10 protein-coding genes are annotated in these 17,058 nt (G+C 58.9%); 3 read left to right on the plus strand and 7 right to left on the minus strand.

Annotated elements, in window-relative coordinates; genetic code table 11:
• Nucleotides 1-31 precede the first annotated feature (31 nt).
• Nucleotides 32-937, plus strand: a complete 906-nt coding sequence (gene ligD / locus MJ257_RS01250; RefSeq protein ID WP_240267564.1) for a non-homologous end-joining DNA ligase — start codon at nucleotides 32-34, stop codon at nucleotides 935-937.
• 6 nt (nucleotides 938-943) lie between these two features.
• Here the strand turns inward: ligD and cls are convergent, their stop codons facing one another.
• Nucleotides 944-2,374 carry a cardiolipin synthase gene (gene cls / locus MJ257_RS01255; RefSeq protein WP_240267565.1) on the minus strand — a complete coding sequence of 477 codons (1,431 nt, stop codon included), beginning with the start codon at nucleotides 2,372-2,374 and terminating at the stop codon, nucleotides 944-946.
• A 181-nt stretch (nucleotides 2,375-2,555) separates the two neighbouring features.
• On the opposite strand from cls, the gene MJ257_RS01260 reads away from it, so the two are divergent.
• Nucleotides 2,556-3,554 carry a M23 family metallopeptidase gene (locus MJ257_RS01260; RefSeq protein ID WP_240267566.1) on the plus strand — a complete coding sequence of 333 codons (999 nt, stop codon included), beginning with the start codon at nucleotides 2,556-2,558 and terminating at the stop codon, nucleotides 3,552-3,554.
• Nucleotides 3,555-3,585: 31 nt separating this feature from the next.
• Nucleotides 3,586-4,005, plus strand: coding sequence for a bactofilin family protein (locus MJ257_RS01265; protein WP_240267567.1), 420 nt, complete (start codon nucleotides 3,586-3,588; stop codon nucleotides 4,003-4,005).
• 67 nt (nucleotides 4,006-4,072) lie between these two features.
• Here the strand turns inward: MJ257_RS01265 and MJ257_RS01270 are convergent, their stop codons facing one another.
• From MJ257_RS01270 to MJ257_RS01295, 6 genes are all read right to left on the minus strand, one after another.
• Nucleotides 4,073-4,849 (minus strand): DUF2705 family protein, encoded by a 777-nt coding sequence (locus tag MJ257_RS01270; protein WP_240267568.1) that lies wholly within the window; start codon nucleotides 4,847-4,849, stop codon nucleotides 4,073-4,075.
• Nucleotides 4,842-5,756, minus strand: coding sequence for an ABC transporter ATP-binding protein (locus MJ257_RS01275; RefSeq protein ID WP_240267569.1), 915 nt, complete (start codon nucleotides 5,754-5,756; stop codon nucleotides 4,842-4,844). The genes MJ257_RS01270 and MJ257_RS01275 overlap by 8 nt, the downstream gene beginning before the upstream one ends.
• Before the next feature lie 287 nt (nucleotides 5,757-6,043).
• Complete coding sequence (locus tag MJ257_RS01280; protein WP_240267570.1) at nucleotides 6,044-7,882, minus strand: ABC transporter ATP-binding protein; 1,839 nt, start codon at nucleotides 7,880-7,882, stop codon at nucleotides 6,044-6,046.
• A complete protein-coding gene (locus tag MJ257_RS01285) occupies nucleotides 7,879-9,597 on the minus strand; it encodes an ABC transporter ATP-binding protein (RefSeq protein ID WP_240267615.1) in 1,719 nt (572 codons plus the stop codon). Before MJ257_RS01285 ends, MJ257_RS01280 begins: the two co-directional genes overlap by 4 nt.
• A 236-nt stretch (nucleotides 9,598-9,833) precedes the next feature.
• Nucleotides 9,834-14,432 carry a glutamate synthase large subunit gene (gene gltB / locus MJ257_RS01290; RefSeq protein ID WP_240267571.1) on the minus strand — a complete coding sequence of 1,533 codons (4,599 nt, stop codon included), beginning with the start codon at nucleotides 14,430-14,432 and terminating at the stop codon, nucleotides 9,834-9,836.
• Between the two features lie 394 nt (nucleotides 14,433-14,826).
• A complete protein-coding gene (locus MJ257_RS01295; protein ID WP_240267572.1) occupies nucleotides 14,827-17,016 on the minus strand; it encodes a YhgE/Pip domain-containing protein in 2,190 nt (729 codons plus the stop codon).
• Nucleotides 17,017-17,058 lie beyond the last annotated feature (42 nt).

Here is a 17,058-nt window from a genome sequence, read left to right on the forward strand (position 1 = left end):
CGACAATCCGATCCCGAAAGGAGGAGCAGCCATGCCCAAAACGATCAAAGGGACGATCACCGTCGAAGGCGAAGAGGTGTCTGTCTCCAACCCCGATAAGCTGCTGTGGCCCGAAGCCGGCATCACCAAGCAGATGTATTTGGAGAAGCTGGCTGAGCTCTCGCCTTATCTGCTGAAATCCTGCCGCAACCGGTTGCTGACGACGATTCGTTATCCCGGGGGCATTCACGGCAAGTTTTTTTACCAGAAAAACGCGCCCGATCCGCTGCCCTCGTTCGTCCGCACGGCTCTCCACGAAAACATCAACTATGTCGTGCTCGACCGACTGCCGGTGCTGCTGTGGCTCGGCAACCTCGCCTGCATCGAATTCCACCCCTCCCTGCATTATGTCGGGGAGCAGCTGCCGTGCGAATGGATGATCGATCTCGATCCGACGCTGGAAGAAGAGCCGCGGATCATGGAGGCCGCCGCTTTGGTCGGCGACATCTTGACCACGCTGGGCCTGCGATCCGTGCCGAAGACGTCCGGCGCTACCGGCGTGCAGATCATCGTGCCGATTGAATACGGCGTGACCTTCGACGAGCTGCGGATGGTCGGCCATTTCGTCGCCCGATACGTCACCGAGAAGCATCCGAACCTGTTCACCATCGAACGGTTAAAAAAAGACCGCGGCGACAAAATTTATTTCGACTATTTGCAGCATTACGGCGGCAAAACGCTGGCAGCCCCTTATACCCCGCGGGCCCGTACGGCGGCAAGCGTGTCGACCCCGCTTACCTGGGACGAGGTGCGGAAGAATCCCAAGCCCGCCGATTATCACCTGCTGAATATCGGCCAGCGGCTGAAGGATCGCGGGGATTTGCTGGAGAAGGTGCCCCCGCAATCCTTGAAGCTGATTTTGCAGCATTTGAAAGCTCCGGTCCGCGCCAAAAGCTAAGGTCCGCTACAATAGCGGGGACAGCAGCCGCGCCAGCAGCTCCAACCCTTTCTGCCACCGCGGACGCCCGGCGAACTCCTCCGGCAGGATCGGCACCGAATCGGCCAAATCCTGCTCGAAATCGCTCTCCAGCCTAGCGATCGTTTCCGGATCAAACAACAACGCGGTCATTTCGAAGTTATAAAAAAAACTGCGCATATCCATATTCGCCGTCCCCACCGAAGCAAGCAGGCCGTCGATTAACATCACTTTGGCATGAATAAAGCCCTTCGTATATTGAACAAACTTCACCCCGGCCTGCAGCAGCTCTTCAACGTAAGATAACGAGGCCAGCTTGACCAGACGGCTATCCGAATGGTAGGGCATGACGACGATCACTTCGACCCCGCTCAGCGCCGCCGTTTTGAGGGCCGAATGCACGCTAGGGTCCGGAATGAAATAAGGCGAAGCGATCCAGATCCGGCGCTTCGCCACCGCGATAGAATTAAAGCACATTTCCTGAATCGTGTTACGCGGCATATTCGGGCCGCTGGTCAGGATCTGCACTTGCTCCCGTCCAAGCCCCTCGCGGGCCGGAAACAAGGCGGGATCCCCGAGATCCTGACCCGATGCCAGCAGCCAATCCTCCAGGAAGGCGAGCTGCAGGTAATGAACGGAATCTCCTTCCAGCTGCAGATGCGTATCACGCCAAAACCCCATTTTCTCATAGAGGCCAAGGTAGTCGTCGCCTACATTTAATCCCCCCACGAACCCGACCCGTCCATCGACCACGACGATTTTGCGATGATTGCGGTAATTGACCCGGCGATTCCGCACGGCGACCCGCGGCGGGAGAAAGAAATAGACCTCCACCCCGGCTTCCCTCAGCCGATCGATAAACGAATGCTCCAGCTTGATGCTCCCGAGCCCATCGCAGATCATCCGCACCTTGACCCCTTCCCTTGCTTTGCGGATCATCACTTCTCCGAAAGCCGATCCGATCATATCGCTGCGGAAAATATAGAATTCAAGATGGATATGCTCCCTCGCTTGCTCCATTCGCTCCAGCATCGCGCCAAAGGCCATTTCCCCGGAGGTATACACTTCCGTCCGGTTTCCGCCCGTGATCGGGTTGGCCGCCTGATGCGTCAGCAGCCTGAAAAGCCGCTCCTGCCCCGCAAATTCGGGGTTACCCATCCCCTCCAAGGTATCCGCGGTTTCCGACTGGGAGCGCAGCAATGCCCGGAGGCTTCGGAACGGGACGGGGCCCCGGTGCAGCAGCCGCTTGCGTTTCTTATAATCGCGCGCCATGAAATAATAGAGGACCGGCCCCAAAGGGGGGCAGAGAAGCAAAATGAACATCCAGGCGACGGCTTTGCCGGGATTGCGGAATTCGAGCAGCAGGATCAGTGCGAGATGTACGATAAAAATAAGCAAAATGCCGATCATCCAGATCATGACTTCCACCCTCCCCTGCTTTCATCATTAACCATCCGGGCGGCGGTTTATTCATTTCATCACTCCGGTTCAAGCGCGGCAGACCGTCATTTATATCAGACAGGACCAGTTTTTTGACATGATTTAAGAATCATAGGAATAGATAAATTATAGAACCAACGAAGCGTAGGGAGGGGATGCCATGAGGAGCGTAAGCGTACCGAATCCCAATCGGATGACGCTGCTTGTCCTTCGGGATGCCGGCCGGCCCGTCAAACAGGTGCAAGTGTCCAAGCCGCTTGTCGTTGCCGTGCCTTTGCTGGCGCTGCTGTCCATTTCCGGGTTGATCGTCAGCCTGCAGGTTCATTCGGATCAGACTGTTTCCCGCCTGGAACATCAGTTAGAACAGCAAACCCTGGCCTTTGAAGCGGTAGTGACCAACAAGGACGAAGCGATTCAGCGCTTGCAGAATGAAGTGATCGCCTTGTCAAGCCAATCCAAGGATATGATGGATCGGATGGAACGGGTTGCCGAACTCGAAGCGGAGCTTCAGAAATTTATCGATAAATACGGAGACGGCGATGCGAAGAACCTGGGCAAGCTGTCTTCGTTGTCCTGGGACGATCCGCTGGACTCCCTCGGGGACAGCGGAGTTGGCGGCGAGTTTATCGCAGTCCACGAGAACGAAATCGAGGCGCTTGCGGAGGATACGCGGGACGATTTTGCCGCGATGAACGACATGCTGGACGAGATGGAGAAGAACGTTCCGCTCACCTTGAAAAAGGCCAGGCAGACGCAGTATTCCCTCTCCGGCACCCCGTCGGAATGGCCCACGTTGTCCACGCGGCTGACCTCCAATTTCGGTTACCGGACCGATCCGTTCACCGGCCGGGCCGCCTTCCATGCGGGGATCGACATTGCCGGCAAAGTGGGAGATCCCATTTATGCCGCGGCGGCAGGCAAGGTCGTTACCGCGGAACGGGACGGCTCTCATGGGAAGTACATCGTGATCGAGCATCCGGGCGGCCTGCATAGCTGGTACATGCATCTGAGCGATATCGACGTCTCCGCCGGCGACGAGGTGAAGAAAGGCGACAGCATCGGCAATCTGGGCAATACCGGGCGCAGCACCGGACCCCATCTGCATTTCGAGATCGTCAAAGGCGGCAAAGCCATTGATCCGCTGCCTTATTTGAAGTAATTCAGACTTGGAAGGAGGAGGATGAACCGCTATGTTCAAAGACAACAAAAAAGCCCCCCGCCTGACCGACACCCTGATCGGCCAAGGCAGCCTGATCGAAGGAAAGCTCGAGTGCAAGTCCAACCTGCGCCTGGAGGGCCAGATCCATGGAGAGATCGATTGCCAGGGCCAGGTGATCATCGGCGAAACGGGCGAAGCCATGTCCAACATTAAAGGCGCCGAGGTCATCGTCGCCGGTAAAGTCGTCGGAGACGTATCGACGGCCGGCAAATTAACGATTACCGCGAGCGGCCAGGTTGACGGCAACGTGGATGTTGCCAAGCTGATTATCGTCGAAGGCGGCCTGCTGAACGGGTCGAGCAAAATGGAGCGAATCGCGCCTGCCCCCACCCCATCGGCCTCATCCGGCAAAGGAAAGATGAAGAAAGCGGCACGCCCCGAAGCGGGGTAAGGCGAAATAAAGTCAAAAAAGTTCCCGCCTGACGAGGCAAACGGGAACTTTATTTTTTTGCGTTGATTTAGGCCGCGACGTCCCTTCTCTTGAATACCAGCCAGGCCACCGCCAGAAACAGCAGCACGTACGCCGTCAGCACCGTGACGGAGAAGCCCAACGTCATGCCGGCCGGGCCGACTTGACCGCCGCGGTATTGGCCCAGGTCCATGTTGGCGAACAGCAGATATTTGGCCCAAGGATAACGGACGGGGTTAAACAGCATCGTAAAGATGTTGCCCGCAAACAGGATAAAGATCGACAACCCGATCGCGATCCCGCTGGAGCGAAAGACCGTGGATAGCATAAACGAAAACGCCGCAATGACCAGCAGGTCGATATAGCTGTATAGCAGGCTTTCCAGGATCCGGCTTAGCGGGCTATCCCCCGGCAGGAAGATTTGCGACGGCATATTCGGGAAAATAAGGAACGCGACGGCCCAGGCTGCGGCGAAAAATACCGCGCTCATCGCCAGCGTAAACAGCAGCACCGCCAGCAGCTTGGACAGCAGCACCTTCGTGCGCGTCCAGGGACGGATCAGCAAGAGCTTGATCGTCCCCCAGGTGAATTCGCCGGCCACGATGTCGGCGGCGATGACGGCGGCATAGATGCTGACGAGATAATACAGGAAGCTTAATTGATCCAGGGCATCCCAGGCACTCATTCTGCGGCTGCCCCCGTCGAGCGAAAACAGCACCCCGAACAGGATCGTTAGCAGAACGAGCAGCCCGAACATAATCCAGGTGCGGACCCGCCGGTAGATTTTCATGTTTTCGTTTTGAACCAGCGCGAGAAAACTATTCAATGTCCTTCCCTCCCGTCAGCTCCAGGAATTGATCCTCCAGCGAACGCGTCACCGCCTGGATGGCGTACACGTCGATGCCCGCCATGACCAGCTTCGCGTTGATCCCCGCCGCGGCTTGCCGGTCGGCGGACACGATCAGCCGGTCGCCTTCGATGCGGCCGCCTCCAACGAGCTCCGCCGCGCGCCGCGGATCGCTTACCTCGAAGGCCATCTCCTGCTCGCGGCCTTCTTCCGTCTCCGGATGCAGGGACTTGACGTCCACGAGCCGTCCCTGCTGGATCACCGCGACCGTGTCGCACATCAGCTCCATTTCCGACAGCAAATGGCTGGAGACGAACACGGTCGTGCCTTCCTCCCGCGCCAGCACCCGCAGGTAATCGCGGAGCTCGCGGATGCCCTGCGGGTCGAGCCCATTGGTCGGCTCGTCCAGCACCAGCAGCTTCGGCCGATGCAGGATGGCCTGCGCTACCCCCAACCGCTGGCGCATGCCCAGCGAATAGGTTTTGACTTTGTCATGAATGCGGTTCTGCATGCCGACCCGCTCGACCGCCTCCCAGATCCGCTGTTTCGTGACCCCCGGGGACATGCGGGCGTAATGCAGCAGATTCTGATACCCGGTCAGGAACTTGTACATCTCCGGATTCTCCACGATGGCGCCGACATGCGAAATCGCTTCTTCAAAACGGTCCTTGATGCTGGCGCCTTCGATCAGGATGTCGCCTTCCGAAATGGACATCAGTCCGACCATCATCCGAATCGTCGTCGTTTTCCCGGCCCCGTTCGGCCCCAGGAAGCCGTAAACCTGTCCCCTCGGGATGTCCAGCGTTAAGCGGTCGATCAGCGTTTTTCCGCCGATGCGCTTGCTGACGTCCCGCATGCGCACGACCGGTTCCTGCGTTATCTCCATTGGTACTCCCCACTCTCTTGAATCTGTATCCCGTTTAGTCAGGATAATTTATCCTATTCTATCATAAGGCACCCGCCGGCTAAAGCTTCCGGAAGTGATGAGGAACTGATGAAGGGCTGATAAATGCCGGCTTGATCTTTACTTCATGCTGCGGGTTGGGCCGATTGGGTCCGCGGATTGCATGAAACCGCCCCCGGAGTTGCCGAGGGCGGTTTCGGTTCTAGGAGCCGAAGCGACGGCCCAGCTCCAGTTTCGCAGCGATTGGTTAAAGGCCGCGTCCTAACGTTTTACGCTCCGCCGGCCTGTGACTCTTCGCCGTACCAGAGCTGGCGGAAGCTGGCGCTAGAGGCGAGCAGCTGGTCCGCCGTGCCTTCGGCTTCAATCGTGCCGTCCTTCAGCACGATAATATGGTCCGCGTGCGAGAGCGCGGCCTTGCGGTGGGATACCACGAGGCAGGTTGCCTGACCTCGGGTTTGGAACAACCGCTCCCACAGCTTACGTTCGGTTTCGACGTCGAGCGCGCTTGACAGGTCGTCGAACACGTACAGCTGTGCCTCGCGCACGAGCATCCGGGCGGCCGCGGTCCGCTGGACCTGGCCGCCGGAAAGCTTCACCCCGCGCGGCCCGACCATCGTGTCGAGGCCGTGCGCCAGATGCGCCACGTCGTCCTCCATGACGGCGACGTGCAGCGCCTGCGTCAGGCTGTCCCCTGTCTCGGGCAGCCCGAGCAGGATATTGTTCCGCAGCTTGTCGCTGTACAGGCGCGGAATTTGCGCCGTATACGCGCTTTGCGGCGGAACGAAGAAGTCGGCCGGCGTGCGGACGGGGCGGCCGTTCCAGCGGATCTCGCCGGCTTCCGCCGGCAGCAGGCCGAGAAGCGCCCGGAGCAGCGTGGTCTTGCCGGAGCCGATCATGCCGGTCACGACCGTAAACGAGCCGCGCGGGAGGCGCAGGCTGACGTTCTCGATGCCCCGGCCGGTCTCCGGATAGCGGTACGTCAGTCCCTTCGCCTCCAGCAAACGAAGCGGCTCCGCCGGAAGGTTGCTGCCCGAGAGCCCCAGTCGCTCCGGTTCCATGGCGTCGGCCGCGGTGGACGAGGCATTCGGCGCGTGATCGGAATCCGTCTCCCGGCGCTTGCCGATCCCGATGTACGCCGGAAGCGTCAGCAGCTTGGCCGGCGCGCCCTGAAGCATTTGCTTCAAGCGGGTGAAGCTGATGGCCATCTGCTTATAAAACGTCATAAAGTTACCGACGTTCGAAATCAACTGGGTGACGAAGGTCAAATAATAGATGAACAGCGACAAGTCTCCGACGGAAAACGATCCGCTGCGCATCTTATACCCAGCCAGCACCAGGATCAGCCCGGTTCCGAGGTTGACGGAGTTCGTAAACACGGAAGACAGCGACTCGGTGATCAGCTTGTCTTTGACCATCATCTTCCGGCGTTCGTCGCTCAGGCGTTCGAACCGGCGCACGATCCGCCCTTCCGCTCCCGCGACCTGAATCGCCTGAACGTTCGCGAACATCTCGCTGATCGAGCCGGTGACCTTGGCCGTGGCCGCCCGGCTGGCGGCCCGGTACTTCTGGATGCGCGCCGTGGCGATTTGCGCCGCCGTGACGACCAGAATCAGCGGCCCAAAAACGAAAAACGTCAGCTGCGCATCGATCGAAATCAGGATATAACAGGAGACGGCGACAAAACCGATCAGGCCAAACATATCGACCGACCAGCTCATCGCTTCCTCGGTTTGGTCCACATCGTCGCGGAAATTGCTGATCGCTTCCCCCGGCGAACAAGGAATCGCTTTGGCGCCGGGTTCCCTGAGTACATGGGCCAGCATATTCCGACGCAGCAGCATGCTGATCCGGAAGCGGTAACCGCCGTCCGTCCAGCAGCCTACGGCGATCAGCATGATACGCGCCAGCGCTACGCCGATGAACAGCGCCATCAGCCCCTCGACTCCGTACGGGAAGTCGGCGGTGCCTTCCAAATCATCGAAAAACGCCTTCGTAATCAGCCCCGGAAGCAGCGGAACCATGTGGATGACCGCCCAGGAGAGCAGGTTCGCGAAATAATAAGCCGGACGATACATTAGCAGCTTCCAAAAGAAATGCCGCGTATTCATGCCAACACCTCCTCCAGGCCGACGGACAGCATTCGGCTGAACCGCGACCCCGGGTCGGCAGCCAGCTCTTTGCGCGGTCCGTATTCCACGATTCGGCCGTTCTCCAGAATCAGGATCTGATCGGCGCGCTGCACGGTTGATAAACGGTGCGCGATCATGATGCACGTTCGCGACTCCAGCAGCCGGCTAATGGCCGTCTCGATCCGGTTTTCGGTCAGCGGGTCGAGACGCGAGCTGGCTTCATCCAGAATGACCAACCCCGGGTTGGTCAGGAATACCCGGGCGAACGCAAGCAGCTGCGCTTCGCCGGCCGACAGGCTGCCCCCTCCGGAGGAAAGCACCGTATCCAGCCCGTCAGGCAACGCGGCGTACCACTCCTGCAACCCCAACTCCTTCAGCACGGCGATAATGTCCTCATCCCGAATGCTTTCATCAAACAAAGCCAGATTATCGCGGACGGTGCCTTCCATAATCTCGATGTTTTGGGTCACCATCGCTACCCCGCTGCGCAGCTCCTGCAGCTTGCAGCGGCGGATGTCGACTCCAGACAGCTCGATCTTGCCTTGTTGGGGATCGTAGAAGCGCAGCAGCAGCCGCGCCAGCGTCGATTTGCCGCTGCCGGTGCGGCCCAGCAGGCCCAGCGTTTCCCCCGGCTTCAGCATCAAATCGAGATCATGCAGCGTCGGCTCCCCGTCTTCCTCGTAGGAGAACGTCATCCGGTCGAACTTCACGGATAACGCTCCCGGCGGCAACGGCGCACCCGGACCGTCGGTGATCCGCGGCTTCGTGTTCAGCAGGTCCCGGACGCGGATCAGGCTGGCGTCGGCTTTTTGCAGATCGTCCAGTTGGGTACGGATCTTCTCGATCGGCTGGGCCAGCAGCTCCGTATAATAGAACACCAGATAAATCGAACCGATGGTCAGCTCGCCCCTTCTCCACAACCAAGCGCAAACCAGGAAGGCGGCGGCATTGCCCAGGGCGAACACCAGTATCGTTGTCCCCCACATCATGCCGAAGCCCAGCGAAGCGCGAATGCGTACCGGCAGCATCCGCCGGGCCATCGCATAGAAACGTTCCAGCACATAGCCGGCGGCTCCGTTCGCCCGGGTATCCTCGGTGCCTTCCAACTGCTCACCGATAAACCCGTAAAGCTCGGCATTTTGGGCCCGCCATTTGGTCCAGACCGGAACGGTAAACTGGCGAATCTTGCGGATGATAAAGATCGCGCCAACGACGAACAAACTCATCGCCGTGCCGATCCAGACGCTCTCGCGGAACAGCAGCACCAGGATGCCCGTCATTAACAGCAGATTGCCCAGCAGATGGATCAAGAAGCTCGAGAAAAAATGGGCAAGCGCGTTTACGTCGCCGTCCACCCTTTCGATCAACGCGCCGGAGGTGTTCGACTTATGGAACGACATATCCAGCGACAGGCAATGTTTGACGAGATCCGCCCGCAGCTTGTTCGTCGTGGTCCAGCCCAGGTTCTCGCTGAAGTAGGACGCGCAGACCGATACGAGCTGCTGCGCCAGGGAGAAGCCGATGAAGAGTCCCGCCGCGATATACAAGGGCTTCAGACTTCCTTCCCCCTGGGCGGTATCGATAAAATAACGAATGACCTGCGGGTTGATCAGTTGCAAGGTAATCGAGATCAACAGCAACGCGGTCATTTTGAACAGCAGCTTCCGCTGCGTGAACACGTATTTCTCCAGCATCTCGCGGTAATGCCCCAGCGACCTCGTCCTTCGTTTGCCGCCTTGCGGCGTATAAGCTTGTTCTGCCAAGGGCCAACCCCCTCCTGTCACGTCCGGTTACTAATATTCTCCAAATCATTTTATACAAAAACATATGTTCGTACAAGCCGTTTATTTCATGCAAAAACCGCCCCGTTGTCTTGACAAGACATACGGGGCGGCCTTTTCCTTCATTCGGTCGCTATCGCTATAAAAATTTAATTGTTGCCGGCACGGGCCAGCTCGCGCGCGTTTGCCTCAAAGGCGGCCAACAGCGCGGCTTCGCCCTTCAAACCTTCGTCTTCCACTTTGCGGATTTGCTCCAGCATCCGCTTGTAGTCCTTCGGAATGACGCGGACGAACTTCGGCAGGTACTCGTTCCACCGGTCCAGCACCCGGCGTCCGACCGTACTGTCCGTGTAGAGGATGTGACGGCTGATGAACGTCCGCAGCTGATCCGCTTCCGCCGGCTCCTCCACCTTTTCCAGCAGCACCATTTCCAGGTTGCAACGGCTGGCGAAGTCCCCGCTCTCGTCGAGCACGTACGCAATCCCTCCGGACATCCCGGCCGCAAAGTTCCGGCCCGTTCCGCCCAGGACGACGACGCGTCCGCCGGTCATATATTCGCATCCGTGGTCGCCGACGCCTTCCACGACGACGTTGGCACCGGAGTTGCGCACCGCAAACCGTTCCCCGGCGATCCCGCGGATGTAAGCCTCCCCGCTCGTCGCGCCGTAAAACGACGTATTGCCGATGATGATGTTCTCCTCTGCGGCAAACGTGGCGCGCGGCGACGGCTTCACGATAACCTTGCCGCCGGACAGCCCTTTACCGGTGTAGTCGTTCGCATCGCCTTCGACGGTGAGCGTCATGCCCTTCGGCACGAAGGCGCCGAAGCTTTGACCCGCCGAGCCTTCGAAATGGAACGTAATCGTATCTTCAGGCAACCCCTGCTGCCCATAACGGCGGGTGACTTCGCTGCCCACGATCGTCCCGGTCGCCCGGTTCACGTTGCAGATCGGCAGCCGGGCGCTGACGGCTTCGCCGCGCTCCAGCGCAGGACGAGCCAGGCTCAGCAGCTGCGTCATATCCAGCGTCTCTTCCAGCCCATGGTTCTGTTGTTTCGTGCAGTAGCGGCTGCTGCCCTCCGGTAACTCCGGCGTATGCAACAGCGAGCTGAGATCGACGCCCGACTTTTTCCAATGATCGATTGCCTTGACCGTGTCCAGGCAATCGGTACGTCCGATCATCTCTTCCAAGGTGCGGAAGCCAAGCTCCGCCATCCATTCGCGCAGGTCCTCCGCCACGAACGTCATAAAGTTGACGACGTGCTGCGGATCGCCGGTGAAGTTTTTGCGCAGTTCCGGATTTTGCGTCGCAACGCCGACCGGGCAGGTATCCAGCTGGCAGACGCGCATCATGATGCAGCCTACCGCCACCAGCGGCGCGGTCGAGAAGCCGTACTCCTCGGCACCGAGCAGAGCGGCAACGGCGAGGTCGCGGCCGTTCAGGATCTTGCCGTCGGTTTCCAGCACGACGCGGTCGCGCAGGTTGTTCAGCATCAGCGTTTGATGCGTTTCGGCCAGCCCCAGCTCCCAAGGCAGACCCGCGTGGCGGATCGAGCTTTGCGGCGAGGCCCCGGTTCCCCCGTCATAACCGCTGACCAGGATGACATCCGCACGGCCTTTGGCCACGCCGGCAGCGATCGTTCCGACGCCGGCCTCCGAGACCAGCTTCACGTTGATGCGGGCCCGCGGGTTGGCGTTCTTCAAGTCGTAAATCAGCTCCGCCAGGTCCTCGATCGAATAGATGTCATGGTGCGGAGGCGGCGATATCAAGCCAACCCCCGGCGTGGATCCGCGAACTTCCGCGACCCAAGGATACACCTTGCGGCCCGGCAGTTGGCCGCCTTCGCCCGGTTTAGCCCCCTGCGCCATCTTGATCTGGATTTCGTCGGCATTCACCAGATAATTCGACGTGACGCCAAAGCGTCCCGACGCCACCTGCTTGATCGCGCTGCGGCGCAGATCGCCGTTCGCGTCCGGCACGTAGCGCGCCGGATCCTCGCCGCCTTCACCGGTGTTGCTCTTGCCGCCGATGCGGTTCATCGCGATCGCGATCGTCTCGTGCGCTTCCTTGCTGATCGATCCGAAGGACATCGCCCCGGTCTTGAAACGGCGCATGATCGACGCCGCCGATTCCACTTCCTCAAGCGGCACTTTCGGTCCGACCGGCTTCAGCTCCAGCAAGGAGCGCAGGGTTAAATGCTTATTGTGTTCGCCTTGGACAAGCGCGGCGAACTTCTTATACAGCGGGTAATCCCCCGTCCGGACCGCCTGCTGCAGCACATGCACCGTCTGCGGGTTGAACAGATGCTCTTCCCCGCCGCTGCGCCACTGGTATTCCCCGATGGAATCCAGCACCTTGTCGCTGCCGTCCTTGTCGGTGTACGCCCGGAAATGATGGGCCAGCGTTTCTGCCGCCACTTCCTTCAGGCCGATGCCCCCGATCCGCGACGGCGTCCAGGTGAAATAGCGGTCCACGAACGCCGGCTCTAGGCCAACCGCTTCGAAAATTTGCGCCCCGCGGTACGATTGGATCGTCGAGATGCCCATTTTGGATAACGTTTTGACGACTCCTTTGGTCGCCGCTTTGATGAAGTTGTACACCGCCTTCTCATGCGAAACTCCCTGCAGCATCCGCTGGGCGATCATATCCTTCAGCGTTTCGAACGCAAGATACGGATTGACCGCGCTGACGCCGTAGCCGAGCAGCAGCGCAAAGTGGTGCACCTCTCGCGGTTCGCCCGACTCCAGCAGGAGGCTGACCTTGGTCCGCGTCTCCTCGCGGATGAGATGGTGATGCAGGCAAGACACGGCCAACAGTGCCGGGATGGCGGCGTTCTCCGCGTCCATGCCGCGGTCGGACAAGATCAGGATGTTATGGCCTTTGGCAATCACCCGATCGGCCGCTTCGCATAGCGTATCCAGCGCTTTGCGCAGCCCTTCCGCCCCTTCGGCAGCCGGGAACAAAATCGGGATCGTGATCGCTTTAAAGCCTGGCCGATGCAGGTGGCGGATTTTCGCGAAATCCTCATTGGACAGGATAGGCGAATCCAATCGGATTTGCCGGCAGCTCTCCGGCTCCGGCTGAAGCAGGTTGCGCTCCGGCCCGATCGTCGTTGCGGTCGAGGTGACCAACTCCTCGCGGATCGCATCGATCGGCGGGTTGGTGACCTGCGCAAACATCTGCTTGAAGTAGTTGTACAAGCGCTGCGGCTGCTCCGATAATACAGCGAGCGGCGCGTCGTAGCCCATCGAAGCGATATTTTCCTGGCCGGTCACGGCCATCGGTTCCAGCACCTTCCGCAGATCTTCATACGTATAACCAAACGCCATTTGGCGGCGGGCAATGTCTTCATGGCTTTCCGGCGGCAACTCTTTGGCTTCCGGCAGGTCCTCCAACTCGACGAGATGTTCGTTCAGCCACTCGCGGTAAGGATGCTCCTTAGCGATCGCCGATTTCACTTCCTCGTCGGAAATGATCCGGCCTTCCCGCGTATCGACGAGCAGCATCCGGCCCGGGCGCAGCCGATCCTTGTAAAGCACGTCCTCCGCCGGAATGTCGAGGACGCCGACCTCCGAGGAGAGGACGATCAAGTCGTCTTTCGTCACATAGTAACGCGACGGACGCAAGCCGTTCCGGTCCAGGATGGCCCCGATCTGGATCCCGTCGGTAAAGCCCATCGCCGCAGGCCCGTCCCATGGCTCCATCATCGTGCTGTGATATTCGTAGAACGCTTGTTTCTCGGGGGCCATGTCTTCTCGGCCGACCCATGGCTCGGGCACCATCATCATGGCCACATGCGGCAAGGAGCGTCCGCTCAAGTACAGGAATTCGAAGGTGTTGTCGAACATGGCCGTATCCGAGCCGTCCGGATTGATCACCGGCTTAACCTTCTCCAAATCGTCGCCAAACGCTTCGCTCTGGAACATCGACTGGCGCGCATGCATCCAGTTCACGTTGCCGCGCAGCGTATTGATCTCGCCGTTATGAATCATGAAGCGGTACGGATGCGCCCGCTCCCAGCTCGGGAACGTATTCGTGCTGAAGCGCGAATGCACCATCGCAATGGCCGACTCCAACTTCTCGTCGCGCAAATCCAGGTAGAACTGACCCACCTGCTCCGTGGTCAGCATCCCTTTATATACGACCTTGCGGCAAGACAGGCTGGATACGTAAAAAGCATCCCCATGCTCCCCGCCGCTGTAGCGGATCGCGAGTTCGGCCCGGCGCCGGATCACGTACAGCTTGCGTTCAAAGTCCAAATCTTCCTTCAGATCCGCGGAGCGTCCGATGAATACCTGGCGGACGAACGGCTTCGCCGCTTTGGCCGATTGGCCCAGCATGTCATCGCGAGTAGGCACTGTGCGGAAACCGAGAACGCGTTGTCCTTCCGCCTCGGCGATGCGTACGAGCTCCTCCTCTTGCTCGGCTCGGGCCGATTCGTCATGCGGCAGGAACAGCATACCGACGCCATACTGTCCCGCATCCGGCAGAGCGAATCCAAGCTTTGTCGCTTCGGCGGCAAAAAACCGATGCGGAATTTGCAGTAAAATACCTGCGCCGTCCCCCGAGTTCGGTTCGCTGCCCTGACCACCCCGGTGTTCCATGTTCGCCAGCATGGTCAGCGCCTGGCTGACGATCTCATGGGAGGCTTTCCCTTTGATGTGGGCGACGAAGCCCATGCCGCAAGCATCTTTTTCGAAAGCGGGATCGTAAAGTCCCTGCTTGGGAGGTATAACGGTATGTTTCATCATCTGACGCAACCTTTCTATTTAGAGGTAGTTCAAAACTTCATTAGCGAAATATAAATGGATCAGTCCCCATGCCTTGTCGCGATGCCGGATAAGCCCGGATCAAATCTTTCTTACTATTCTAACGGAAAATGTCATATCTGTTTTTGCATTATATTCTCTTTATTTTGCACTATTGATTAGAAATTTTAGGCCCGCTTGGGGAGGTTTTGCCACGAAAGCGTCACCATATGAAAAGGCGCCGTTGTCCTGCTTGGCTCTTTGCACCATTATCCCTTTCATTAAGGGTGCAAGATCAGGAACGTTACCTGGGGGACAGCATGCCTGATGCAAAAAAAGAACCGCCCTCCGGATACTCGGAGAGCGGTTCTTGTAGATCTATTCAAGAAGGCGATTAATGCGACTGGACGCTCAGGCTGGCTTCGGGACTGACGTCCGCGCTGCGTTCGTGGCGCAGGAAGTACACCAGCGTAATCGCCAGGAATACGACGCCGAACGCGGCCAGGAGGCCGATGTTTTCCCAAGCGATCGGCATATCGCCGGTCGAGATGACCGCTTTGAAGCCTTTGACGCTGTACGTCATCGGCAAGATCGGGTTGAAGGCTTTCATCCAGTTCGGAATCAGCTCAAGCGGGAAGGTCCCGGCGCTGGTCGTCAACTGGAAGATCAGCATCAGGATCGCCAGGAACCGTCCCGGGTTCTCCAGCCAGGTCACCAGGGCTTGAATGATGAACATGTAACACAAGCTGGTGATAAAGGCGAATAGATAGAAGAGCGGAACGCTCTTGACCTCAAGCCCAAGTCCGTACAGAACCAGCACAACCGCCAGCAAGGACTGGATCAAGCTCATGCCCGCAAAAGCCATCGAACGGCTGACGAAACGGTTCCAGCCGCTGGCTTCCGCTACCGAGGTTCCCCGAACCGGTACAACCAGCGTCGAGATCAATGCCCCGACGAACAGGCCAAGCGACAAGAAGTAAGGGGCAAAGCCTGTGCCGTAGTTAGGCACCTCGTTAACCTTTTGCTCGTTGATTTCGATCGGCTCGGCATACATGTTCACGAGCGCGTCGGTCTTCTTCACGCCGGACGTTTGTTCGGCCGCATCGGTCAGCTTCGAGGCCAATTCGCCCAAACCTTCCGTCAGTTGATCCATGCCGTTCTTCAGCTCGCCCGCACCTGCATTCAGCTGCTTCGAGCCGTCAGCCAGCGTGCCAACACCGCCAGACAATTGCTCGACGCCGCCAAGCAGTTGTTTGGCGCCGGCGCTAAGCTGACCGGCACCGCTCGCGAGCTTCTGTCCGCCGGCTGCCGCTTCCGACAGCTTGCCGCCGAAGAGCTCAAGGCCGCTTGCCAGTTGCTCCTGGCCCGCATTCAGCTGCGTCGCGCCTTGCAGCAACTGCTCTTGGCCCGCCGTCAATTGCTGTCCTCCTTGGACCAACTGCTGCTGGGCGTTATGCAGGTTTTGGCTGCCTTGCAGCAGTTGCTGGTTCCCTTGGTGCAGCTGCTCGCTGCCTTGGGCCACCGCTTTGCTGGCGGCGATCAATTGCTGAACCGCAGCATTCTTCGCCAGCTCCGGATTGGCTTGGGCAAGCTGCTCCAGCCCTTGCGCCACGCCGGTTGCCCCTGCGGCCACTTTCGCGCTGCCTTGGACCGACGATTCCAATCCGGTTTGCAGCTGGGCGCTGCCTTGCTCGGACGCCTCTAAGCCGGCTTGCAGCTTCTTCGCGCCTTCCAGCGACGATTGAAGGCCGGCCTGCAGCTTCGTACCGCCTTGATGCGCCTCTTTTGCCCCATTCTCCAGCTGCTGATTTGCCGCTTCCAGCTGCGTCAAGCCGCCAGCCAAGCTGCCGGCCCCGGCTTTGACCTCATTGATGCCTTGGTACAGCGACTGCGTGCCCTTCTCCAGCGGCGCAACGCCATTCTCCAGTTTCATCGTGCCGTCGACCAGTTTGGCCAGATTTTCCTTCAGCTTCTTCGTCCCGTCATCAAGCTTCGCCGCCCCGTCGTTCAGGGTGCTGGCTCCGCTGCCGGCATCGCTGAGGCCGCCGGAGATCTTTTCCACTTGGTCGAACAAGGTTTCCGTATAAGCTTCCGTCACTTTGGCGGACACTTTCGATTTGATCTCCTTCACCGCCGTGCCGCCGATTTGCGCAGCTAGGAAGTTATATCCTTCGTTCGGCTCGAAGATCAGCTGTGCCGGCGACGGATTCTCATCCATCAGCGTGGTCGCCTGCGACGAGAAATTGTCCGGAATGACGATGGTCATGTAATAATCGTTGTTCTTCATCCCGGTTTCCGCTTGCTCGCGGGTCACGAATTTCCATTGGAAATCGTCGCTCTTCTTCAGCTCGGTCACGAGATCCTCGCCAACTTTGAGATCCTTGCCCTCATACTGCGCTCCCAGATCCTCGTTCACCACCGCGACCGGCAGCTCGTTCATCTTCCCGTACGGATCCCAGAAGGCCGTCAGGAACATGCCGCTGTACAGAACGGGAATGAACAGCACGACAAGAATCGGGATAAACACTTTAGGATTCTTGAAGGTAGCTCCCATATCCTTGAAAAATACGCTTAATGATTTCATTTTTGCTTTCTCTCCCCTTGGTGGCTTCTTTCTCTATTCTTT

Origin of the sequence: Paenibacillus timonensis, assembly GCF_022427145.1 — a bacterium.
Classification (GTDB): Bacteria; Bacillota; Bacilli; order Paenibacillales; family Paenibacillaceae; genus Fontibacillus; species Fontibacillus timonensis.

Excerpts from the sequence above, each read along its gene's own strand:
- cls (WP_240267565.1), bottom strand. The coding sequence starts at position 2,374 with ATGATCTGGATGATCGGCATTTTGCTTATTTTTATCGTACATCTCGCA.
- MJ257_RS01260 (WP_240267566.1), top strand. The coding sequence starts at position 2,556 with ATGAGGAGCGTAAGCGTACCGAATCCCAATCGGATGACGCTGCTTGTC.
- MJ257_RS01265 (WP_240267567.1), top strand. The coding sequence starts at position 3,586 with ATGTTCAAAGACAACAAAAAAGCCCCCCGCCTGACCGACACCCTGATC.
- MJ257_RS01280 (WP_240267570.1), bottom strand. The coding sequence starts at position 7,882 with ATGAATACGCGGCATTTCTTTTGGAAGCTGCTAATGTATCGTCCGGCT.
- gltB (WP_240267571.1), bottom strand. The coding sequence starts at position 14,432 with ATGAAACATACCGTTATACCTCCCAAGCAGGGACTTTACGATCCCGCT.
- MJ257_RS01285 (WP_240267615.1), bottom strand. The coding sequence starts at position 9,597 with ATGCTGGAGAAATACGTGTTCACGCAGCGGAAGCTGCTGTTCAAAATG.
- MJ257_RS01275 (WP_240267569.1), bottom strand. The coding sequence starts at position 5,756 with ATGGAGATAACGCAGGAACCGGTCGTGCGCATGCGGGACGTCAGCAAG.
- MJ257_RS01295 (WP_240267572.1), bottom strand. The coding sequence starts at position 17,016 with ATGAAATCATTAAGCGTATTTTTCAAGGATATGGGAGCTACCTTCAAG.
- ligD (WP_240267564.1), top strand. The coding sequence starts at position 32 with ATGCCCAAAACGATCAAAGGGACGATCACCGTCGAAGGCGAAGAGGTG.